Source organism: Thiomicrorhabdus aquaedulcis (assembly GCF_004001325.1).
Classification (GTDB): Bacteria; Pseudomonadota; Gammaproteobacteria; order Thiomicrospirales; family Thiomicrospiraceae; genus Thiomicrorhabdus; species Thiomicrorhabdus aquaedulcis.
Window position 1 is genome coordinate 1536549 of record NZ_AP018722.1, and the last position, 23369, is coordinate 1559917.

The following is a 23369-nucleotide window of genomic DNA, read 5'->3' on the forward strand; positions in this document are numbered from 1 at the left end:
ACTTGTTCAATGAACCTAAAACAGCAATACGGACTTGTTACAGCGAACTATTGGGCATTTACCTTAACCGACGGTGCGTTACGCATGTTGGTTTTATTGTACTTTTACCAGTTAGGGTATTCGCCCTTGGCCATTGCCATGTTGTTTTTGTTTTATGAGTTTTTTGGTATTGTGACCAACTTGGTAGGCGGTTGGCTGGGCGCGCGCCTTGGCTTAAACGTCACCATGAACATTGGTTTGGCCATACAGGTGGGCGCCCTTATTATGCTCACCGCTCCCCCCGAATGGCTGGGCGTGGCGTATGTTATGGCCGCGCAAGCACTGTCGGGGATTGCCAAAGACCTTAATAAAATGAGCGCCAAAAGCAGTATTAAAAGCCTAGCGGCCGATTCGGACGGCACGCTTTATCGCTGGGTAACCATGCTTACTGGCTCAAAAAATGCGTTAAAAGGTGTGGGCTTTTTTATGGGGGCGGTATTGCTCGAAGTCGTAGGCTTTAGCAATGCCATGTGGCTTATGGCCGGCATGCTCAGTGTGGCGCTGGTAGCCTCTTTGTTGTTACTAGACAGCTCATTGGGCAAAGCGCAAAACAAACCAAAGTTTAATGATATGTTTCAACCTCGCCCACCATTAATTGGCTGTCGGCCGCACGTCTGTTTTTATTTGGCGCGCGCGACGTGTGGTTTGTGGTGGCGCTGCCCATCTATTTACAAAGCCAATTAGGCTGGTCGCACTGGGAGGTAGGCGCCTACATTGCGCTGTGGATTATTGGCTACGGGATTGTGCAAGCCGCCACACCCAAGTTAATCACACGCGGACGCAATCCCACTGCCAGTACCGCAGGCAAACTCGCATTGGCATTGGCCATTGTGCCACTGCTGATGGCGTGGCAACTCTCAACCCACCCCGAACTTATTATTGTGATTGGCCTTGCGGTGTTTGGTGTGCTGTTTGCATTCAATTCCGCCGTGCACTCTTATTTAATTGTGTCGGCGGCCAGTCACGACGGCACGTCTAAAGAGGTCGGATTTTATTACATGGCCAACGCCGGTGGACGCTTATTAGGCACCGTACTGTCGGGGTACGTCTACCAAATTGCCGGCATGGAAGCGTGTTTAGCGTTTGCTGGTGGCTTTGTATTGTTGTCGGCCTGGCTGGTGTATAAAATTCCAAAGCCGCTTAAAACGGCTTAAAACGGTTTAAAACGCCTTAAAACGATATGACGTTCAAAATGATTCTACCAGGCCTGGTCAGGGCAAAAATCGCCCAATAAAAGCAAAGTTTGTTAAGATACCGTTTTTTAAAGACGGGTAACAGACCGCGTACGGTTTGCTGCACGTCATCAGTTAAAAGGTGTGTTATGTTATTTTCTTCTACCCGACAAGACTGGCTAGGCAATGTCCGTGGTGACATTTTAGCCGGTATTGTGGTCGCATTGGCGCTGGTGCCCGAAGCCATTGCGTTTTCAATTATTGCCGGTGTTGACCCCAAAGTAGGCTTATACGCCTCGTTTGCAATTGCGGTGATTATCGCCATCGTCGGCGGTCGTGCTGGGATGATTTCAGCCGCCACCGCCGCTACTGCATTGCTGATGATTACCCTGGTAAAAGATCATGGTTTAGAATACTTATTGGCCGCCAGCGTATTGGCTGGGGTTTTGCAAATTTTAGCCGGCTATTTAAATTTACACACGCTCATTAGTTTTATATCACGCTCGGTCATGGTGGGATTTTTAAACGCCTTGGCCATTCTTATTTTTATGGCGCAACTTCCCGAACTCACCAACGTTACCTGGCACGTTTACGCGTTAACGGCGCTGGGTTTAGCCATTATTTATCTGTTTCCGTACGTACCTAAACTGGGCAAAATCATTCCTTCACCACTGGTCACCATTGTCGTGCTCACCGCGTTGGTGGTCTACATGGGCATAGACGTACGCACCATTGGTGACATGGGCGAACTGCCCGACACCCTGCCCATCTTTTTATGGCCTGACGTCCCCATGACCCTAGAAACGTTATGGATTATTCTGCCCTACTCGGTCGCCATCGCCATTGTAGGACTGCTTGAATCGCTTATGACCGCACAAGTGCTCGACGAGATGACCGACACCGACAGCGACAAAAAACGCGAATGCAAAGGTCAGGGCGTGGCCAATATCGGTTCTGGTTTAATGGGCGGCATGGCCGGTTGCGCCATGATTGGTCAATCTATCATTAACGTAAAATCAGGTGGTCGCGGCCGTTTATCCACCATGACAGCCGGCGTGGTGCTGCTCATTATGGTGGTTTTTGTGAGCGATTGGCTGGCCATTATTCCCATGGCCGCACTGGTGGCGGTAATGATTATGGTGTCCATTGGCACGTTTAACTGGAACTCAATCGTTGAAATACGAACCAACCCCCTGCCTGCCACCATTGTTATGCTCACCACGGTCATCGTCACCGTCGGAACGCACAACTTAGCGTTTGGCGTCATTAGCGGCGTCGTACTCGCGGCCTTGTTTATGGCCAGTCGCTTACGCGAATTTATGCTGGTTGAAAAAACCTTTGATGAAGCCACCCAAACCCAAACGTATACGGTGATTGGCCAAGTATTTTTTAACTCAACCGAGAAATTCACCCAATACTTTGACTTTAAAGAAGTGGTCGATAAAGTGGTTATAGACGTGCATCGCGCCCATTTTTGGGACATCAGTGCCGTGTACGCGCTAGACAAAGTGGTGTTAAAGCTACGCCGCGAAGGCGTTGATGTAGAGATTATTGGTCTCAATCAAGCCAGTGAAACTCTAATGGATAAGTTTGCCGTACACGACAAACCCGAAAAAATAGAAAAAATGATGGGAGGTCACTAAATGACACATTCACATTCGGCACAGACTGAGCCAAAAAAATGGATTATGGCCTGTATTGACGACTCTTCCTTAAGCAACGCGGTGGTAGATTACGCCGCATGGCTAGCACAAGCGTTTGGGCAACCATTAGAGGTGTTACACACCCTAGAGCATCCAATCCAGCACAACAGCCACAATCACTCAGGCAACTTAACCCCCAATCAACAAGAGTGGTTAACCAAAAGTCTGTCTGAAGAAGACCAAGTCCTTAATAAACAACGCATTCAACACGGCAAAGACATATTAGCCAATGCACAATTACGCCTAACCGACTTTCAACAACAGGCAACACAACAAGGCTTAAACGGCCTTGTTGAATACGTTACAAAACAACGTCATGGCACGCTAACCGACACCCTAACCGACCTACAAGACAACATTAAAGTCTTAGTATTGGGCATGAACGGCACACAAAGCCAAACCATCAAGGATGCAAACAAGTCGGCTAACACCATTGGTTCACAAATTGAAGCCGCCATTAAACTATTGCACAAACCCGTCTTAATTGTGAACCAAATGTTTAGCACGCCCAACTCCATTATGCTGGCCTTTAACGACACCCCTGGCGCACACTTGGCTTTAGAGATGATTTGCGCCAGTCCACTGTGCAAAACCCTAAAGGTGCACGCAGTGCACGTCACAGACAACCTTCAAAAAGGTCAAATACTGATTGAGCAAGCCAGACAAAAACTCACGACCGCAGGCGTAACCTTTCAAACCGCGCTGCTGCAAGGCCAAGCACACACCGCCCTACTTGACTACCAACAGCAACACAACCTAGACCTAACCGTAATGGGCGCGTTTAACCACGGTAAACTGCATACCCTACTGTTTGGCAGTGTTACCGCCAAAATGCTCCAGCACACCCAAAAACCGCTGCTACTGCTTCGTTAAAACAGCTTGTTATTAAGGGCACCATTAACCTAAACAATCAGGCCTGGTTGTTTAAGTTGCATTTCAAGTTGCATCCAAACTCACCAGGCCTGGTCAAACGCGCAATTTAAACACAACATACAACACAGTTAACACGCAGCATGACTTGACAAAACCACTTTAAATCAACACCTTATAAATTAAAATCAAATAAATCCCATATAAGGCTTGTAATAAAGCTGTAACTAACTATAATACGCCACATCGGAACAGTTCAACGGTTTCGGATTTCAAATGTCGCGGGGTGGAGCAGCTTGGTAGCTCGTCGGGCTCATAACCCGAAGGTCGTAGGTTCAAATCCTGCCCCCGCTACCACATTCTAAAGCCAGATATTTCAAACACTTACGAGTGAATGAAGTCTGGCTTTTTTATTGCCCAAATTTCCTTAGTGTAGGGATATTTGTAGAGGCGTTGGTCGGGTTCCTGTTTACATATTTCTGTAGATGCTGATGGGTAAAATGCGCATAACGCTTTACCATTTTAAAATCAGACCATCCACCTAACTCCTGAAGTACCTCTAAAGGCGTTCCTCGCTGGATATGCCATGTTGCCCATGTATGACGTAAGTCATGCCATCTTAGGTTTTCAATGCCTACTTGCTCACAAGCATTTTTAAAAGACTTGGTATTTGCCCGCCGAATAGGATTCCCCTTATAGGTGAATACATTCTTAGAGTGTTTACCGACTTGTCTTTTAATAACATTGATCGCAATCTCCGATAACGGCACTACAAAGGCTTTTTCACTTTTGAGTATGTCATCACCCTCAATATAGACAATGCGTTGCGAGAGGTCTACTTGTTCCCAGCGGAGCAGGGTGACGTTGGATTCTCTCAGGCCTGTTTCTAATGAGAAGATGACCATATCTGCCAAGTGGGGCGATAACGCCATAATCAGCCTTTGTGTTTCGCTCTCTGTCAGCCAGCGAACTCGCTTTTTAGGTTCCTTCAAGAGTTTTATAAATGGTGGGTCGCATTTCACTTCCCACTCTTTGTGTGCTTTGTTTAATACCGCTCTAAGTTTCTGAAGTAGTCGATTAACGGTTGCATTGCTAACACCTGGACTGGCTACAATCCTTCGTACACAAAGACACGTTAAAATGTGACTTAAAAAATACGAATAGGAATTGAACATGAAACATCAAAAACGCTATGACGACCAACTCAAACAGCAAGCCATTGAAATGGCGCTAGAAGGTTCAAAATCCGTGGCACAAATCGCCCGAGATTTAGACATAAAAGACAACACTCTTTACGGTTGGGTTGATAAACATCGTCGTGATAATCCTGATAAAGCTTCAACTAAACTGGTTGTCGCAATACCAGTCGATTTAGAGGCACAGAACCGCAAACTCAAACGCGAACTCGCTCGTGCATTGGAGGACGTTGAACTCCTAAAAAAGGCGGCGGCGTACTTTGCGGTTCACAAGTAGCAAAGTACGCCTGGATAGACGAACATAAAGCCCACTATGGAGTGTGCCGACTGTGCCGATTAATGGATCTCAAACGCAGTAGTTACACCAGTTATCTTCAATCGCAGCCTGAGCGCGCCAAAAAGCAAGCTCAGCAACAGAAGAGATTAAACGAACTAGATCAGCACATCACGAAGATGGTCGAGGACTACAAAAACACCATTGGTGCGCGACGCATTAAAACCGCCCTCAAGCGCAAGCATAAGCTCATCGTCAGTCGCCGACATATTATTGAGCGTATGAACGCCTTAGAGTTAAAAGTCGTCACACGCCAGCGTTACCGTAATCGCAATGTGGCGGCCATTGACGATGACCGGATTGCGGCCAATGTACTCAAGCGCGAATTTAATGTTAAAGGGCCGAATCAAAAATGGGTCGCCGACATTAGCTATATCCGCACGCTGGAAGGCTGGCAATATCTAGCCGTGTTTATCGATCTTTATTCACGCCGAGTGGTTGGCTGGGCTATGGATAAACACATGAGTGCCCAACTGGTGAAAACCGCTTTAATGAGAGCGTTGTGGAGCCGAAAGCCCAAGCGCGGGTTGATTATTCATACGGATCAAGGCAGTCAGTTTGTCTCCAAGGCCTATCGTAACGTGCTCAAACACTGGGGCATAAAACCCAGCATGAGCCGTCGCGGAAACTGTTGGGATAATGCGGTGGTAGAGAGTTTTTTTGCTTCTTTGAAAAAGGAACGAGTGTATCGGACAACCTACAGCACGGGTAAAGAAGCATTGTACGATGTGACCGAATATATTGGTTGGTACAACCACAAAAGAATGCACAGTACCAATGACGATTACTCGCCAGTAGAGTATGAAAATCAATGGATCAAAGCCATGAAGGACTTAGATAAAAAATGGGCGTCTTTGTGTACGAAAAAGGGTTGACAGTCCAGTCCGCTTTTTCAGTGCAAAGGTCACCTCTTATATATTGTAAATTTTCCATTCCTCAAAGCCCTTATACTGCAACACCCAGTTGGGCACTTCGGTTGCTGGCATTGGTTTGGCTATGACGTAACCTTGGGCTTGATTACAACCCAGTTGCAATAACAATACGCCGTGCTCTATGGTTTCGACACCCTCAGCAATAACGTTGCAATGAAAGGCAGAGGCCAACCCTAAAGAGGCTTCTATTATGGATAAACTGGCTTTGTCATTAAGCATGTCCATCACAAAACTTTTATCTATTTTTATCGTATTAACCGGTAAATCTTTTAAATATCTGAGAGTAGAATACCCAGTTCCAAAATCGTCTAAAGTATTAAGCGACAATTACCTTGGCCGGTTTAGCGACAATTATCTTGGCCGGTTGATCTGATAAAGTTCGGCACAGCAGAACGGAGGAATTCACTGTGCCGGGAATAAGAATCTCAGATCAACAGGTCACAATTTATATGAAAAGTAGAAAGCATAATAGCCAAGTTATCGCGGCGGCCAAAGCCGGTATTTCAGAGCGAACAGCTAGGCGAATTGATAAACAAAACGAACAAAAAACGGCCAATCAACGCCAATGGCGAACCCGCAAAGATCCGCTTGATTCTATTTGGGACAGCATCGTTGTTCCTATGCTTCAAGTCGATGAATCGATTACACCGGTTGGTCTGTTCGATCACCTTTGCGAGTTTCACACCGATAAATTTAAGCCGAGTTCACGGCGAACACTTGAGCGACGCATTCATAAATGGCGAGCGTTTCATGGCGCGGGGAGAGAGGTGATATTCATCCAGACCCATGAATACGGAGTATTGGGGATCTGTGATTTCACGCACGTTCAGTCGCCTGTTACGATTGCAGGTGAGCCGCTAAAACACATGCTATTTCATTACCGTATGCCCGCCAGTGGCTGGGCTTATGCGCAAGTGATTTACGGCGGTGAAAGCTTCGCCGCCTTCTCGGATGGTTTGCAAAAGGCTTTTAAGACCGCAGGTGGCGTTCCTAAGGTCGTTCGAACGGACAGTCTCAGTGCCGCTTATCGGAACCACTCAAATGATGACGATTTAACCGAGCGCTTCAGCGAGCTTGTTACCCATTATGGGTTTAAAGCCACACGCAACAATCGCGGGATCGCTCATGAGAACGGCGCGATTGAGAGCCCTCATGGACACCTCAAATCACAGATCGAGCAAGCCTTGAAAATCCGAGGCCATTACGACTTTAAAAATCGTGAGGCCTATGAAACCTTTATAACAGACATTGTTGCTCGGCGTAATCGCCGCATCAGTGATAAATATTTACTTGAGCAGCGACAATTACAAGCATTACCACGGGTCATGAGCGTCAATTACACCGAGCATTACCTGAGCGTATCGCGCACGAGCACCATCGCACTAAAGCGGGTGACCTATAGCGTGCCTTCACGACTGATCGGTAGCCGATTATTGGTTCGCCTCTACGACAACCGATTAGAATTATTTTATAGCACGGATTTGATTCAAACACTTGAGCGGGTTTACGCAGTTAAGGGAGAACGCGCACGTCATATTAACTATGTACATGTCATTGACGCACTGGTTAAAAAGCCTATGGCATTCCGTCACTCACAGTTGCGTGACGACTTACTGCCGGACGACAATTACAAGGCCATCTGGCAATACGTTGATGAGAACCTTTTGGCGGATAAAGCCAGCTATTACATGGTAAAACTGCTGCATTTAGCCAAACAAAGTGGTTGTGAGCGTCAATTAGGGCGTTTTGTGGCCGCCGAAATCGCTCAGCGACAATTACCGGCCATCCGGGAGTGTGAAGCGCAGTTTTTGGTCATTGAACCGAACATCCTAAAGATGACGGTCAAACAACACAGCTTGAGCGCTTACAGCCGCATGATACCTGGAGGTCTACATGGATAACCTAACCGCCTCATTGCCTTTAATGCTCAAGCAACTGAAGCTTGCAACCATGGTTGGACAGTGGGACGCACTTGGCCAAAAAGCGGTAAAAGAACAGTGGAGCCCACAGCAATACTTATCTGAGCTTTGTCATATCGAACTGGCGACACGTGAGGATAAGCGCCTACAGCGCCTTTTAAAAGACGCTAAGTTACCGATGAGTAAAAACCTTGGCAACTTCGACTTCAGTCTTGTTGAGGGCGTCAACAAGCCGCTTGTTGCCCAGTTCATTGAGCAAACCTATTGGTTGAAGCTTGGCGCGAACATTTTGTTGTTCGGGGCCAGTGGCCTTGGGAAAACCCATATCGCCAGCAGCATTGGTTATGGCCTGATCGAGCAAGGTTATAAAGTGAAGTTTATGGCCGCCTCAGCCATTGTTCAACAACTCCAACAAGCCAAGCAGCACTTACGTTTGCAGGACGAGCTTCTGAAGCTCGATAAATACCCATTACTGATTGTTGATGACGTGGGTTATGTTCGCAAAACCGAACAAGAAACCAGTGTCCTCTTTGAGCTCATTGCGCATCGCTATGAGCGACACAGCCTGATCATGACATCGAATAAATCGTTCGAACAATGGGATGAACTTTTTGATGATTCAACGATGACCATCGCAGCCATCGACCGACTGGTTCATCATGCAACGATTATTCATTGTGAAGGTGAAAGCTACCGACGCAAAATAGCCATGAGTAACGGTAAATAAAATTCGGTATCAACCGGCCAAGATAATTGACGCTAGACCGGACAAAGTAATTGACGCTGTATAGTCTAAAGCCACTTTCATACCAGAAGATTGCGTGGCCAATATAAGTTCACGTGCCTGAGAAGAGTCTTCTAAAGCGGTACTTTCTAAAACTTCGAGTTCAATATGACTTGGCTTTACATTGGGATAACGAGAGATTACCCTATTTAAAAACTTTTCAAAACTTCTGTCATTTAAGTCATGGGAACTAATATTAATGCTCATGACTAAATTAATGTCATCGTCTATCCACTTTGACAATTGGGCAACCGCTTGCTCTACAACCCAATGGCTTAAACCTAACATGAGTTGAGTTTCTTGATTCATTGAGGGTAAAAAGCTATCAGGATAGACCAAACCATCCGTAGGATGTTGCCACCTTATTAAGGCTTCAACCCCAACCACCTGGCTTGTACGTAAATTAACTTTGGGTTGATAGTGGAGCACAAACTCATTTGAAGCTAACGCCTTTTTTAAATGGCCTATTTGTTCTAAATGAATCTTTAATGCATTATCTTCTGCAATATTATAAATATGATAGCGGTTTTTGCCTGCTGATTTGGCTTTATACATGGCCTGGTCAGCCTGTCGTAGCAGAGCCTGTGAGCCAATATCAAAGGCTTGTGGATAAAAACTAACGCCTATACTTGCCGAAACCATAAGACCCGTTTTATTGTTGTCATAACAAATTACTTCACGAGCTAAACCTGTGAGTAATCGATTAAGTATGACGTTTACATGCTCTTTGGTATCTAGGTCTGTGAGCGCAAGAACAAACTCATCTCCGCCTAAGCGAGCCGCAATATCTTCTATACGAATCGTTTTATGGATTATTTTAGCGACCTCTTTTAGTAGGCAGTCACCCATATCGTGACCATAAAGATCATTAACTTCTTTAAAACCATCTAAATCAATAAAAAGAACCGCCAATAACTTTTGATTACGAAAAGCATAAGCCATTGACTTTTCTATCATTTCATTAAATAAAAATCGGTTTGGCAACCCTGTAAGCACATCATGTTTTGCGGTATGGTCTAACTGTTTTTGGTGCTCTACTTGATTTGTGATATCGGTATTAAAGCCAACAAATCGAATCGGATGGCCAGCATCATCAAAAACTGCTTTACCTCGACCCGATATCCAACGCCATCCGCCGTTTTTGGTTTTCATTCTAAAATTGCTGTGATAAACAGAGCTACCTTTAGAGTCAAAATAGTCATTAACATTTTTCATTGCGGTCTTTACATCATCGGGATGTAATAATGACGTCCAAGCCTCAATCGTATCCGACAACTCATGGCCGCTATATTCCAGCATGGTTTCAAAACGTTTAGAGTGATATACCTTGCCCGATGGCACATGCCAATCCCACAAACCGTCCTGACTCCCCTCAATGGCCAACTCAAAACGTTCTTTTTCTTCTTTTAGCTCTTTTCTTGATTTTTTGATGGTATCAATCATTTTATTGATACCTTTTGAAAGCGATATGACCTCAATCGCCCCTTTTGCTAGCATTTTATTAATCGGCAGGCCGTCTTTGGAGGTATTCTGAATATTGGTCACAATATTAAAAATAGGGTTGAGCAAGAAAAATCGAATGCTATAAAGAAGTAAAGTAATCATAAGAAGAGAGACTAAAATAGCCTCCCAGGCACTTTCTACAACTAAACCTTCAAGCTCTTCTGTAACAAACTTATCGGTACTGCAAATCGAAACTAAACCGAGTTTAACCCCCTTTTGAGAGTAAATTTCAGCTTGGTCTTTATAAAAGCAGGTTGCAAATATATGCTCTGTTAGTGAAGGCTCTTTTTCTAGGCTCGTGACGTGCCATTCTGCATTCTTGATACTGCCAGTTTTATAGGCGGGCTGGTTAAGTAAGCTGCCCATATTAAAATCTTCAACTAAAATACCGATAAAATTCTTTTTTTCCATTTCATTGGTAATTAATTTTTCATACTCATTAACCGCATACGACTCCATAAAGTGCGCTAAATTATTTTGCAGTGCCGACAGTGAAATGGCAGATTCCGTTTTAAGGTCACTTAAAATCATCGCCTTGGTCTCTTTATAAGACAAATAGGATTTAATGCCCATAACGACAATGACCGAACTGACGACAATAATCATCAGTATTTTGTAAAACGATAAACTAAGCAATCTCATAATTTAGTGCGCCATCCTAGTCAACAAGTCCCAAAACATTGCGATTAATGATGAGTAGGTTTTGCTCGATATTGTTTTCTGAAATAGCCAATATAGGCAACTGCGTCTCTTTATTAACAGGCCTGCCTTGAAAATAATCCTCAAGATCTTTTACGGCCTGCTCACCCATTAAAAAAGGCTGTTGCATGGCTGAACCAACTAATACCTTTTGCGGAATAAGCTCTAAAAAACTCGGCTCGGCATCAAAACAAATTAAAAAAATCTCACCTATTTTATGGGTATCTTTAATGGCATCTAATGCCGCTTGATAACGGTCTGAACCTTGCAGCCAGATGGCTCTTAAATCGGAGTGTTGTTCAATTAACTGTTTAGAAAACTCATAAGTTTCTGCATAAGAAAACGACACTTGCTGCCTTAAATCGGCTTTATGAATGCCATATTCTCCTAATGCCTTTATAAAGCCTTGGGTTCGAACTTTACCATTTTCTCTTTTTTGAGGAATAGCAATGATTCCAACTCGGCCTTGTTGCCAACCTTTTTCTTGCATTTTTTGCCCAAGAATCTGACCTAGCTTATAAGCCCCCGTAGCGTTGTCAGACGAAACATACGAAACATAATCTCCACCGTCGGTTCCGATGCCTGCAATCACTACTGGAATATCGGCTTTTTTTGCAAGTTTAAGCAACGTCACACTGGTTGAAGAGCTGATTGGCGACAGAATAATGCCATCGACTTTTTGCTCAATTGCATCAATAAGGTTTTGTAATTCTACTTTGGGGCTGTTATTGGCTGAATAGTGCTCTATTTCAAAGCCAAGTGACTCGGCTTTATTGCCAATACCTTTACTCATAATCGCCCAAAAAGGGATATTTAAATCTGAGGCAATGTAAGCTAACTTCTTAGGCGTTTCGTCTACATCATTTGCGAAAGTGGCTGAAGCGGCAAAAATAAAGCTGAATATAAAGGTTGAGGCAAACATGAGAGCATAATTTTTTTTCATTTTAATCACTTATCAAAGTTAAAGCTCTACCAAAAGTACTATGATAATGTTAAATACTAAAAATAGTAAGTTTTTAAAAATCTCGATTTCAAGTAACTTTTGTGCAACTTAGTTTTCAACAGGCGCTAAAAACCGTGTTCAATTTGAAACGTGACACCTTCATTTGGATTACCCTCTTAAAAATACGCAAAATTAAGATTGATGCACGGTGTAAGAACAGTAGCAAAGAGGCGTTGTATTGGTGTTACTCTCGCTAAACTTGCTTTACAAGCAACACCCAGCCAGTGGTTTTACGAAAATAAAAACGTGCCGATTGGGTGTTGGCATAAACGCCCCACGCCCCTGTTTGGTAACCGTTGCCGAGTGTGCTTGTCCAATAAAATCCAGGATAATTTTTTGACAAGATTGTGTTGGCAAAAAGCGGACCGTTTTGTTGCTGCTGATGCCATTGTTTTAAATAATTTATAAGCTCAACTTGAGTTGGCAAATGCCATGAAGCGCTGTGAGAAGCCATATTGACCGGCTGCATGGCTTGATGCCACGACAGAAGACTTGGTGTGCCCTCGCAACGCATGTTATTAAGTGTTTGCCCCTGCGGACACGCTTGCCAAATTAAATTTTGTTGTGTGTCATACACTAAATTTTGCGCCGTCAAGGTCAAAGACGCCGATGCTTCAGGTATCAATCCCACCAACAACAACCCTAGACCGCCTGAAAAACTAGATAACCTTTTAAGCATTGATAACACTCCTGTTTTAATATCTCTTAAATTACAATTAGATTAATCAAAACATCTGACGTTTCTAGTTTTATATACTCCTACCCTACTCAACTCAAACATGCGCTCTTGCGGATGATTTTATTCATGAGCACGATGCCATTACCGAATTAGACAAACTCAAGTCATCTTAATTTAACTGTAATGATTTTAATTTGCAGCGCCGGTTATATTTTGAGCCGACTTCTTTAGCTATGAATCGCTAATGCGAGATAGTAATTAAGGTTTTTTGTATCGAGTTCATTGCGATTTCTGAACTTGAGGTGGCGACGAAATCTGCCTGAACCTTCAAGTTGTTGATACACATCTTCAAACTGGGCGCCTTGACTAAATTCTAATGAAACATGCTGTTGATACACAAACACGCCACATATTACTGACGATTCGGCTTCGGTTCGGTAGAACAAGATTCCACCGTATTTGACCTTTTCAATGAGTTCTGGCGCTTGCTGTTTTATACACTGATATAACCTATCCGCAATTGAGTATAAATTGGGTTTAGTGGTTTGCCAGTTTTGCAGCAAATCAGTAACAAAGGTGGTTTTCACGGTTATCCTACTAAATTAAATGCTTTAATCGTGGGATTTTAATAGAGTTTTAATTTCGGTTTGACGCGTTTTTCTATAAAGCTGCCAAGCAGTATCCAAAAAAGTTTCCAGCCGCCGTGTAAGGTCATTTGGTGTTGGCGGTAGAGGCTGGCATAAGCCCATTGCGCGAATTTTCCTTCGACCATCCAATGTTTTTTAAACAACTCATCCAATAGGTTGCCAAGAGTTTGGAAGCGGCTGAGGGAAATTAATGTGCCGTGATCATTGTATGCAAAAGGTTTAAGCGGTTGTCCATTAAGTTTGGCTTGCAGATTATAAGTGCATAAGGCAGCCATTTGACTCGCTGCCTGCGCAGTGGGCGGTATTGGGCGCGCAGTTTTATCGTCGCCATTAAGCAAGCATGCACAGTCGCCAATCGCAAAAATGGCGTCTTCGCCTTTTACGTTTAAACAAGAGTCAATTTCCAGCTGGTGGATGCGATTGGTGGGTAGACCAAGTTGGGATAAAAATTGAGGCGCTTTAACACCTGCCGCCCAGACAATAAGATCCGCTTTGATTTCGCCATCGGCGGTAATCAGTTTTTGTGATTGAATGTCCTTTACCATCGTTTGGGTCAGAATGCGCACGCCCTGTTGCTCTAAGGCTTTTTGTGCTTTGCTAGCCAGGGCTATGGGTAGAGCAGGCAAAATACGCTCAAATGCTTCAATCAATGTGACTTGAAGGCTTGTGTGATGAATTTGTTTAACACCAAATTGCTCTAAGCGATCCACTGCGTTGTAAAGTTCTGCCGCCAGTTCAACGCCAGTTGCGCCCGCACCAACAATCGCAATATGTACCGGTGGTAATTGCGGTGGAACGTTATATTCGCCGTGCTCGATTTCTTCGTTGGACTCTTCGGAATATTTAAGAAATTGATTTAGAAACGTAAGGTGAAAGTCCTCTGCTTCGTTGGCGGAATCGAGCGTAGTGCAATGTTCGCGCACACCGGCCAAACCAAAATCGTTAGAGCGTGCACCCACCGCGATGACCAAATAGTCATATTCGACCGTTCTTTGCGCTAATACCTGTTTATTGTGATGGTCAAACAATGGCGCAAGGGTAAGGTTTTTATTTTGTTTATCAAGGCCAATCATCGAACCCATACGATAGTAATAACCGTTTTCGGAAGAGTGCGCTCGGTAGCTAAGTGCTTCCGCACCAGTGTCAAGCGAACCTGCTACCACTTCATGTAACAGAGGTTTCCATAGATGCACTCGATTTTGATCAATCAATGTGATTTCAGCTAGGTTCTTTTTGCCAAGTCTTTTACCTAAACGCGTTGCCAACTGCAATCCGCCTGCACCACCACCTACGATAACAATCTTTTTCATCTATGCGTTCTCTATACAATCAAATTTATAAAGGTGATTAATTATTGTAGTCACATTAAAACTACTAACGTAATAACTTCGCGGGGATACTAATTAAAGCGCCTTAGTTAGATTACAGCAACGAAAAAATAAAGGTAAAAATTTGGATGTTTAAAAAAGTTGAGCTGACATATCAGGCAAAAAAAAACCCGCTTTTCAGTTATAAAAAGCGGGTTAATACGTCAATTTGGTGGAGATGGGCGGAGTCGAACCGCCGTCCAGAAAGCTTCCATTTAAAAATCTACATGCTTATTTGGTCTACTAATTTAACTTGAATGTTGCCCGGCCATCAGGGATCACACCAAGCGAGCTTGTAAAGTTTAGTAAACATTATCCAAACACATAATGAGTACGATTCCGTATAAGTCGATACAGACTAGGGGCTACGAACAACGGGTCTAGTCTGCACCAGCGGGATTAAGCCGCTAGAGCGTAGTTATCGTCGTTTGCAACTATAACATTTGAACTGAGATTTACGTGCGTAGTTCGTGCACGGCATGCATCTTAAACTTCCGTCTCCCTGTCGAAACCAAAACACCCCCATAATAGAAGAACATTTTAAGCATGTAACAATAAGACTTTGTGTTCAAACCTGTTTATAAGGTTTTAAATACTATTTTCAAGGCCAAAACATTAAAAATAATAAGTTGAATAGTATAACGATTTTTAACGGGTGAGTTTCATTATTCTTTGTTTATCGCGATTCCATTCGCGGTCTTTTTCTGTGGCGCGTTTATCGTAGAGTTTTTTACCCTTTGCCAAACCGATGTCTATTTTAACCTTGCCACTTTTGCCCCAATGCATGTCTAAGGGCACTAAGGTATAACCGTCTTTTTCAACCTGACCAATAAGTCGATCAATTTCACGGCGATGCAATAACAATTTACGCAAGCGCAACGGATCGTGAACCGTGTGGCTTGAGGCGGTAATTAAAGGTTGAATTTGCGCGCCAAACAAAAAGGCTTCGTGATTTTTAAGTAAAATATAGCTCTCTTTTATATTCACTTTACCATCACGAATACTTTTAATTTCCCAGCCTTCTAGCGCCAAGCCAGCTTCATGCACTTGTTCAATAAAGTAGTCATGCCGTGCTTTTTTGTTTTGTGCAATGGTATTGGAGTGGTCTTTTTTTTTGGGTTTTTGTGCCATAGATTATTGCCGTAGGTTAAAAAGTGGGCGTTTACACAACACTCAGCGCGATGAAAAGGCCTAAAATACAATAAATATACAATAAATATACAATAGCTGATTATTATAACAGTCGACTTGAACAACATTTTCTTATTTAAATATTAAGTAAGGGCTAAAAACTTTAATTCAAGCAAGGCTCAACCAAATCGACTTAATAAGCGTGCGCGGTTTTAAGAACGCTTGGCGCTGGCTTTGTTATAATGCGTTGCTTAATCGGCCTATTATCCGACTGACATGCTGGTTAACAAGAGTTTTAGACTGGGTTAAATATCTACTATGAAAAAAATTACACGCTCTGCTCTTTTGCCCTATTCGGCAACTCAAATTTATAATTTGGTTAATGACGTTAACGCCTACCCCGCTTTTTTACCCTGGTGTGGGGGTGCGCGCGTGGTATCCCAAAACGGTCTAGAAATGATTGCTGAAGTGACCATCGCTAAAGCCGGCATTAAGCAAACGTTTCGCACTCGTAATCACTTGGTCCCTCCAGAGCGCATTGGCATGCAACTAGAACAAGGGCCTTTTAAAGCTTTAACCGGTGAATGGACGTTTAAAGCACTGGATGTAGACGCGTGCAAAATTTTTTTTGAAGTCGAATTTGAAGTAAACAGTTTATTAGGCCTGGCTCTTGGCCCCATTTTTGAACACATCGCCAGTACCATGGTCGACTCATTTTGCGAACGCGCCAAACACGTTTACGGTTAACCCTGCAAGGTCAAGCAACATGTCCAACACCATTCAAATTGAAATAGCCTACGCACCTTCTATGGAGGAGCAGTTTTTGTACACCCAAACGGTCGAGCAAGGCCGTACCGTCGGCCAGGCGTTATCTCAATCTACTCTACTAACGCGCTTTCCAAACCTAAACACAGAGCACGTTGGCATATTTGGCCGCCCAACCCCCTCTGACACAGTATTGCAAGCCGGCGATCGCATAGAAGTCTATCGACCACTAAAAATTGATCCGCGCGACCGCCGCCGCCAACAGGTTGAAGAAGAACGTAAACAAGATCGAAAAGCCTAAAACTTAAGGTATCTGCCTGCTCTAAAGGATAATTAAGAAATCTAATATATCGCCTTCTTGCGTATAAATGACACTTTTGAGGTTAACCCACGATTTAAAATAACAAGCATCCTAAAAACAAAAAGCCGCTCAATTTAGATAATTGAGCGGCTTTTTTTCAGCTTAGTATTAAAATAGTGTTTAAAGCAATCCTCTTACAACACCTTTAAAACCATCCAAGCCCTAACCAACTGTCGTCTTTATTAAGTTCAACTTTAGAATCACTCACCTGCCAGTCTTTAAGCATTTGATCTTGATCAAACTTTAGCACGATGTGCTTGGCCGAGTCTTGATGTAAACGTTCATTCGTACTGTAAAAAGCGTATTCCCAGTGATTAGGCTGAAATGGATTTTTACCTAACGGTGGCCCTAATAATTCACGCACCTGCTGCTTCGTTAAGCCCGCCTGCAAATACTGAACCGCTTCGGGCTTCATCACATTGCCTTGCGTAAGCGTAGGTTTATAGGGCTCTAAATAAGAGCACCCAGGTAAAGTAGCCACGCCCAACACCATAAAAAGTGGAATTAATCGGCGAAAAAACGGCTTTAAAAATTCACCCATAACGGTATAGTTTAAAAGAGACTTTAAGCGGGTAAACTGAGGATTATTCATAGTCATTTAAATTTAAGTTGCCAATAAATTGAGTTATTATACACGCTAATTTATATTTAACGACAACAACGTTGCTTAACGTTAATTAATACAAAAAGTTAGAAATACGAGGTTTAAATGAGCGGAGCGGAGCTAAAAAAGGTCGGTTTAAAAGTCACCTTGCCACGACTAAAAATTTTAGAGATTCTTGAAACAGCCGGCGAAGACCATCATCTTACTGCCGAAGACGTCTATAAACTGCTGTTAGAACAACAAGAAGACGTGGGTTTGGCAACCGTATATCGCGTATTAACTCAATTTGAGCAAGCGGGCATTGTTCGCCGCTTAAACTTTGAAAATAACATCTCTATTTTTGAACTCGACACTGGCGACAATCACGATCATTTAGTGTGTCTAAAGACCGGCAAGGTCAAAGAATTTGTTGATCCCGTGATTGAAGAGCGCATTAAAGTTATCGCCAAAGAAAACGGTTACGACCTATCTTGGCACAGCTTGGTGATTTACGGGGCGCTGGTAAAACAACCAGATTAACCTTAAAATTCAGCACATTACACCCCATAAAAAAGCAGCCCATTTGGCTGTTTTTTTATTTTTATCATAATTTAAAAACGTTTGCCACTAACCAGGCCTGGTTAAAATAAACAAAGTAAAGAGAAAGCATGAAAAAACCAATTGCACTCACTGCAAAGCTAATATTAAATGCCCTATTACTCGCAAACCTAACCGCCTGTTCAATCATTCCCGATTTACCTGGGCCGATTGGCATTCCGGGGATTTGATGCAATCAATTAGGTTACTTATCCTAATTAATCTTTTTTACTCATAATCATCCAGTATCACCGTCATCAAAAATCGATAAAGTTTGTTTTATAATTCTTTAAAACTCAAAAATCTCAAAACCTCTTCAACGTGGCAATATATGTAATACCCGAAATAGGATCAAAGCCTAATTTTTGGCAGTACCATATAAACTCGACCACATCCAACCTTCTTTGTCCAACCTCAATTTTTCCAATAAACGAATGCGGCTTATCAATCAACTCCGCCGCTTGTCGCATAGTTAAGCCCTTAGCTTCGCGCTGCTGGCGAAGCCACTTGGATAAACACTGCGATTCGGGTGTGTATATAGATTTCATGAGTTGCCATTATGGGAACAAATGCCTTGTACCCAAATCAGGAACTAATTATTGCTATTTACGTAAAGTACTTATAAAATCCTGTACCCAATAAAGGTACAGACAATAAATATGCCGCTAAATTTAAACGAAAAATTAACACTCTATTCAATAAACGTATTACTGGTTGGATTCTTCATTACTGTGTTTTATCCCAGCATATTAATAATTAAAAAAATTAAGGTATTTTTAATCCTCAGCATTTTTCAGCTGATTTTACTAGCAGGTGTTTTCTTTACCCAACCGTGAGTATTGGACTGCATTTAATGCTTTTAACTACTCTTAGCTTATACACATTAAAGAAAAAACTATGACCCATCAAACAACAAACACAAACTACACCTCGCAACCAAACCCCATTAACAATTTTCATTTAGATACAAAAGAAGATGAAATTGATCTGTTTGAACTGTGGCAAACTATTTGGAATCAAAAAATACTTATTGCTGGCATTACTGTATTGGTAAGTCTTGGAGCCGCACTCTATGCGATAAGCCTGCCAAAAACGTATGAAACAAATGCTGTTATCATGCCGCCAAGCCCATCTCAAATTGAAGCGATTTCACTTGCCTCGCTAAAAGACTTTGATATTGAACAACCCCAAATTTCAACGGTTTATGAAAACTACCTTGAACAACTTAATCAGACTGAAAGCTTGTTAAGTGTTTTACAGAATCCCGCCGTTAAAGATTACTTTCAGCAAAAGGAGTTGTCCGATACTAAAAGATTTGAAGTTCTCAGCGAGAGCTTAAACGTATCATTACCAACAGAATCCAAAGAAAAACTGGTATTCAAAACACTTGAAACAAGTCTTAAATTTGAGGCTCACGACCCTCAAATTACGCTTGATGTAATCAACACACTGTTACAAACGACCGCCAATCTTACACAGGCGAGTATTAAGCAAAATTTACTCACGGCTGTTCAAGAAAGAATTAATACTACACAACTTCAACTTAACTTAGAAAATGAGCGTGTTAATAGAGAAATTATTGCCGAAATCAGCCGACTTCAAGACCAAGACAATCTTTCGTTAGCGTCGATAAATCAACAAATTGACTTATTAAGAGACAAATCTAAGCAAGAGCGCCAGTATCGAATTGAACGTTTGAAAATAGACTTTGACATTGCTAAAACCCTTAAAATTGAAGTTCCTGTCAACCCACAAGATTACAATCGCCAAGCCTCTTCAATCACTAAAGTTGACTTTTCAAACAAAGACCCCTCACGTTATTGGCTTGGTACAAAAATACTGGCGTTAGAAATTAAGTCATTAGAAAATCGTCTAAACGAAGATGCTTTTATTGACGAGTTGGCTGAACTTCTCAAGAAAAAAGAAGCCCTAAAACTCAATGTAACCATTGAAAATCTTAAAGCGCGTAAAGACAACTTTCCTTTTTCGGATAGTTTGCGTAATTTAAAAACCAAACTCGATAGATTGGATCAGATATTTAAACAAGTAACACTAGCTGAATTTACAGCTTATCGCTTAGTAAAGCCGGCGTATTTGCCGGAAGAGCCCATTAAGCCCAAAAAATCACTCATTGTTGCAGTGGCTTTTATTTTGGGTGGAATGTTAGGATTATTGACCGCCCTAATTCGCGGTGCCATATTAAAACGCCGCGCTGAAAATAACATACAAAAACAGCCGACTCTTTAAACCAGAGCACCTTTACAGCCAGAAAACTAAATTTAACGCCTTTTTATAAGGCGTTAAACACATCTAACATTTCGGCTTAAATTAAAACGCCATCTGCACTACAAAGACCTATAATCGCCTTAATTTTTCACTGCGCCTAAATCTTAAAAACACTCCGTAAAGTGTTTGACCAGGCCTGGTTAAACACTTTATTTTGATTCTTCTAGGCTCACTACCATGCCCATCAATATGCATTCCCTGCCCATTACCCCCTACTTACCCGATATTTTGCACACCATGGCGTGCAACGCGTGTGGCATTTTACAGGCCGAGCCGGGTGCGGGAAAGTCTACGCAAGTGCCTTTGGCTTTTTTGCGGGCGTCCGACTTTAAAGACAAAAAGATTATTTTATTAGAGCCGCGTCGTTTGGCGGTGCGTGCGTTGGCCGAGTATTTGGCCAAACAGTTGGGCGAAGCGGTTGGGCAAACCGTGGGCTATCAAGTGCGTAACGACCGAAAAACGTCAGCCAACACTCGGTTAGAAATCATGACCGAAGGACTGTTAATTAGGCGTTTGCAACAAGACCCGTCGCTGGCCGATACCGCCTTAATTTTATTTGATGAATTTCACGAACGCTCGCTGGACGCGGACTTGGCGTTGGCGATGTGCTTGGACGCACAAAGTGGCTTGCGCGACGATTTAAAAATTTTAGTGATGTCGGCTACGTTAGAAAGCCAAGAGTTAAGCGTATTTTTACACAATGCGCCCATTATAAAATGCCCAGGGCGCTGTTTTCCGGTCACCATTACCCACGTTAAAATGCCTGTTGCACCCAGCAACTACCCTAATTATCACTCTTTTTATCAACACCTTAACCAGACCCTAACCTTAGCGTTACAAAACCATACGGGTAATTTTTTAGTGTTTTTGCCGGGTAAAAAAGAGATTTTTAACGCCATGCAAGCCGCTCACGCCGTCATTAACCCGCAAAATGTGGGGCTCATCGCGTTGCACGGCGGGTTATCACCCAGCGCGCAAAGCCAGGCGTTGCAACCCGATGCCAAAGGGCGTCGTAAAGTCATTTTTGCCACCAACATTGCTCAAACCAGTTTAACCATTGACGGCATTACCTGCGTGATTGACAGCGGCTTGGCGCGAGCCAATGTGTACGACGTAAGCAGTGGCATGACGCGGATGATAACCCAACCCATTGCACAAGCCAGCGCCATTCAACGTGCTGGGCGTGCTGGGCGCACCACACCGGGACACGCTTACCGACTGTGGAGTGAAAGCGACCATTTAGCACGTCCGGCGTTTGAAAACCAAGCCATCTTAAGTTCAGACCTAACCGATTTAGCCCTTGAGCTGGCCATATGGGGTGTCAGTACACCCGACGCCTTGCGCTGGCTTACCGCCCCGCCGCCCGTGCATTATCAAGTGGCCAAAGACCTGCTCATGCAACTGGGGTTTTTAACCGCCAAAGCCACACCCACTTTGCTAGGCGAGCTTGCCATCACCCTGGGAATGTCGGCACGCTTGGCCAAAATGTGTTTGGCGGCCAGTCAGTTTGGCTCAGCAACATTAGAAGTTGCGTGCGATTTGGCGGCCATTTTAAGCGCCGGTGACCTGTTTAAAAACAATCAACAAAGCATCGACATCGAGGTTCGTTTGCAGGCCTTACAAGCCTATCGAGCGGCACCCAGCAATGCCTTAAAGCGCATTCCATTAATGGCCGCCGTGGTCAATGAAGCCAACACCAACAGCTTAAAATGGCAACAACGCTTAAGCAAATTAACGCATAACAATAACTCACATAACTCACCAGGCCTGGTGGTTAAAGATCTCGCGCTATCCACCTTAGCCACATTGTCCATAGGTCAGCTGTTAGCTTTGGCCTATCCTGATCGCATTGCCAAACGCCGTACGCAGACACTTGATGGCGACGGGCGCTATCAACTAAGCAATGGCAAAGGTGCGTTTTTACCGGCCTATGATGCGCTTAACACCCAGGCCTGGTTAGTGGCTGCGCACTTAGACGGTCAACGAACCGAAGGCAAACTGTTTATGGCTGCCGCCATTCGTTTGGAAGAGATTACGGCACTGTTTTCTGAGCAATTAAGTACGCATTCTGCCGTTAAGTTTAATCCCGACAAACAGCGGATTGAAGGCACACAAACTGTGCGATTGGGTGCACTGGTTTTAAAGAGTCAACCCATTAAAAACCTGCCCGCCGTGGAGTTTTTACGTTGCTTAATAAGCACTCTCACCGCACGCAACTTAAGCGATTTGCCGTGGCATCAGGCACAAGACTGGCTTAACCGAGTGCGTTGGTTGGGCGAACACCAACCCGAGTTTGACTGTTTTTTACCAGAACAATTACTGGCCGAGTTTGACGACTGGTGCGCGCCCTATTTAAGCCACATAACCGCGTGGGCACAGCTTAAACAGCTTGATCTACTGAGTTTGCTCAAAGCCCGCCTAAGTTACGCGCAACTGCAAACCCTAGAACGAAACGCCCCCACCCATTTTGTCGCCCCATCGCAAAAACGCGCGCGCATTCACTACGCTGCGGGGCAAACCCCACGGGTGCGCATGCCGCTGCAAGAGTTATTTGGGCAAGTCACCACGCCCACCTTAGCCAATGGCAAGGTGGCCATTACCTTTGAATTGCTGTCGCCGGCGCAAAGACCCATTCAAATTACCGCCGATTTAGGTCGGTTTTGGCTTGATTCATACCATGAAGTGGCCAAAGAGATGCGAGGGCAATACCCCAAGCACCGTTGGCCCGAAAAACCTTTAGAAGAAAAGGCCGGAAAATCTCTGCAAAGAGCCTTTAAAAAAGACTCACCTTAATCAAAA

Annotated in this window: 21 protein-coding genes, 1 tRNA gene, 1 other RNA gene and 1 pseudogene; 13 read left to right on the forward strand and 11 right to left on the reverse strand. The window is 43.6% G+C overall.

What is annotated here, in order from left to right; all coding sequences use genetic code 11:
- Positions 1 to 9: 9 nt before the first annotated feature.
- The 4 genes and pseudogenes from arsJ (at position 10) to EP181_RS07035 (ending at position 4141) form a co-directional block, all read left to right on the forward strand.
- Positions 10 to 1193: pseudogene (arsJ, locus tag EP181_RS07020) on the forward strand (organoarsenical effux MFS transporter ArsJ).
- A gap of 167 nt (positions 1194 to 1360) precedes the next feature.
- Positions 1361 to 2854, forward strand: coding sequence for a SulP family inorganic anion transporter (locus EP181_RS07025; RefSeq protein WP_127471017.1), 1494 nt, complete (start codon positions 1361 to 1363; stop codon positions 2852 to 2854).
- Positions 2855 to 3787: a universal stress protein gene (locus tag EP181_RS07030; RefSeq protein WP_127471018.1), complete on the forward strand. Its 933-nt coding sequence runs from the start codon at positions 2855 to 2857 to the stop codon at positions 3785 to 3787.
- A gap of 277 nt (positions 3788 to 4064) precedes the next feature.
- Positions 4065 to 4141: transfer RNA gene (locus EP181_RS07035), tRNA-Met, on the forward strand.
- A 53-nt stretch (positions 4142 to 4194) separates the two neighbouring features.
- Here the strand turns inward: EP181_RS07035 and EP181_RS07040 are convergent.
- On the reverse strand, positions 4195 to 4806 hold the full coding sequence (locus tag EP181_RS07040; RefSeq protein WP_232023369.1) for a site-specific integrase: 612 nt from the start codon (positions 4804 to 4806) through the stop codon (positions 4195 to 4197).
- A 151-nt stretch (positions 4807 to 4957) separates the two neighbouring features.
- On the opposite strand from EP181_RS07040, the gene EP181_RS07045 reads away from it, so the two are divergent.
- On the forward strand, positions 4958 to 5257 hold the full coding sequence (locus EP181_RS07045) for a transposase (protein ID WP_127469905.1): 300 nt from the start codon (positions 4958 to 4960) through the stop codon (positions 5255 to 5257).
- 14 nt (positions 5258 to 5271) lie between these two features.
- Entirely contained in the window at positions 5272 to 6189 is a 918-nt protein-coding gene (locus EP181_RS07050) for an IS3 family transposase (protein ID WP_232023575.1), read from the forward strand.
- 36 nt (positions 6190 to 6225) lie between these two features.
- Here the strand turns inward: EP181_RS07050 and EP181_RS07055 are convergent, their stop codons facing one another.
- Positions 6226 to 6573 (reverse strand): EAL domain-containing protein, encoded by a 348-nt coding sequence (locus tag EP181_RS07055; protein ID WP_127471021.1) that lies wholly within the window; start codon positions 6571 to 6573, stop codon positions 6226 to 6228.
- 80 nt (positions 6574 to 6653) lie between these two features.
- On the opposite strand from EP181_RS07055, the gene istA reads away from it, so the two are divergent.
- Both istA and istB read left to right on the forward strand, forming a co-directional pair.
- A complete protein-coding gene (gene istA, locus EP181_RS07060; protein ID WP_127470654.1) occupies positions 6654 to 8147 on the forward strand; it encodes an IS21 family transposase in 1494 nt (497 codons plus the stop codon).
- Positions 8140 to 8892, forward strand: coding sequence for an IS21-like element helper ATPase IstB (gene istB / locus EP181_RS07065; protein WP_127470655.1), 753 nt, complete (start codon positions 8140 to 8142; stop codon positions 8890 to 8892). Before istA ends, istB begins: the two co-directional genes overlap by 8 nt.
- A 9-nt stretch (positions 8893 to 8901) precedes the next feature.
- Here istB and EP181_RS07070 read toward each other — a convergent pair whose 3' ends face one another.
- The 7 genes from EP181_RS07070 to smpB form a co-directional block, all read right to left on the reverse strand.
- Entirely contained in the window at positions 8902 to 11058 is a 2157-nt protein-coding gene (locus EP181_RS07070) for a bifunctional diguanylate cyclase/phosphodiesterase (RefSeq protein ID WP_172959714.1), read from the reverse strand.
- A gap of 52 nt (positions 11059 to 11110) precedes the next feature.
- The gene (locus EP181_RS07075) at positions 11111 to 12094 is read right to left on the reverse strand and encodes a substrate-binding domain-containing protein (protein WP_197723359.1); all 984 of its coding nucleotides are present in this window, start codon (positions 12092 to 12094) and stop codon (positions 11111 to 11113) included.
- A 253-nt stretch (positions 12095 to 12347) separates the two neighbouring features.
- Positions 12348 to 12833 (reverse strand): Lcl domain-containing protein, encoded by a 486-nt coding sequence (locus EP181_RS07080; protein WP_127471023.1) that lies wholly within the window; start codon positions 12831 to 12833, stop codon positions 12348 to 12350.
- A gap of 227 nt (positions 12834 to 13060) precedes the next feature.
- Positions 13061 to 13420, reverse strand: coding sequence for a DUF1801 domain-containing protein (locus EP181_RS07085; RefSeq protein WP_197723360.1), 360 nt, complete (start codon positions 13418 to 13420; stop codon positions 13061 to 13063).
- 38 nt (positions 13421 to 13458) lie between these two features.
- The gene (locus EP181_RS07090) at positions 13459 to 14790 is read right to left on the reverse strand and encodes an NAD(P)/FAD-dependent oxidoreductase (protein WP_127471025.1); all 1332 of its coding nucleotides are present in this window, start codon (positions 14788 to 14790) and stop codon (positions 13459 to 13461) included.
- Positions 14791 to 15017: 227 nt separating this feature from the next.
- Positions 15018 to 15371: a transfer-messenger RNA gene (gene ssrA, locus EP181_RS07095) on the reverse strand.
- A gap of 124 nt (positions 15372 to 15495) precedes the next feature.
- Positions 15496 to 15978, reverse strand: coding sequence for an SsrA-binding protein SmpB (gene smpB, locus EP181_RS07100; protein WP_127471026.1), 483 nt, complete (start codon positions 15976 to 15978; stop codon positions 15496 to 15498).
- A 318-nt stretch (positions 15979 to 16296) separates the two neighbouring features.
- On the opposite strand from smpB, the gene EP181_RS07105 reads away from it, so the two are divergent.
- Together EP181_RS07105 and EP181_RS07110 are read left to right on the forward strand one after the other, a co-directional pair.
- Complete coding sequence (locus tag EP181_RS07105) at positions 16297 to 16725, forward strand: type II toxin-antitoxin system RatA family toxin (protein ID WP_127471027.1); 429 nt, start codon at positions 16297 to 16299, stop codon at positions 16723 to 16725.
- Positions 16726 to 16744: 19 nt separating this feature from the next.
- Entirely contained in the window at positions 16745 to 17044 is a 300-nt protein-coding gene (locus EP181_RS07110; protein WP_127471028.1) for an RnfH family protein, read from the forward strand.
- Positions 17045 to 17249: 205 nt separating this feature from the next.
- Here the strand turns inward: EP181_RS07110 and EP181_RS07115 are convergent, their stop codons facing one another.
- On the reverse strand, positions 17250 to 17585 hold the full coding sequence (locus tag EP181_RS07115) for an outer membrane protein assembly factor BamE (RefSeq protein WP_232023370.1): 336 nt from the start codon (positions 17583 to 17585) through the stop codon (positions 17250 to 17252).
- A 228-nt stretch (positions 17586 to 17813) separates the two neighbouring features.
- On the opposite strand from EP181_RS07115, the gene fur reads away from it, so the two are divergent.
- Complete coding sequence (gene fur / locus EP181_RS07120; protein ID WP_127471030.1) at positions 17814 to 18227, forward strand: ferric iron uptake transcriptional regulator; 414 nt, start codon at positions 17814 to 17816, stop codon at positions 18225 to 18227.
- Positions 18228 to 18589: 362 nt separating this feature from the next.
- On the opposite strand, the gene EP181_RS07125 is transcribed toward fur, so the two are convergent.
- On the reverse strand, positions 18590 to 18832 hold the full coding sequence (locus EP181_RS07125) for a helix-turn-helix domain-containing protein (protein ID WP_127471031.1): 243 nt from the start codon (positions 18830 to 18832) through the stop codon (positions 18590 to 18592).
- Positions 18833 to 19181: 349 nt separating this feature from the next.
- Here EP181_RS07125 and EP181_RS07130 point away from each other — a divergent pair, with 349 nt between their 5' ends.
- A complete protein-coding gene (locus tag EP181_RS07130; RefSeq protein WP_127471032.1) occupies positions 19182 to 20531 on the forward strand; it encodes a Wzz/FepE/Etk N-terminal domain-containing protein in 1350 nt (449 codons plus the stop codon).
- A gap of 216 nt (positions 20532 to 20747) precedes the next feature.
- On the forward strand, positions 20748 to 23363 hold the full coding sequence (gene hrpB, locus EP181_RS07135) for an ATP-dependent helicase HrpB (protein WP_232023372.1): 2616 nt from the start codon (positions 20748 to 20750) through the stop codon (positions 23361 to 23363).
- Positions 23364 to 23369: the final 6 nt, after the last annotated feature.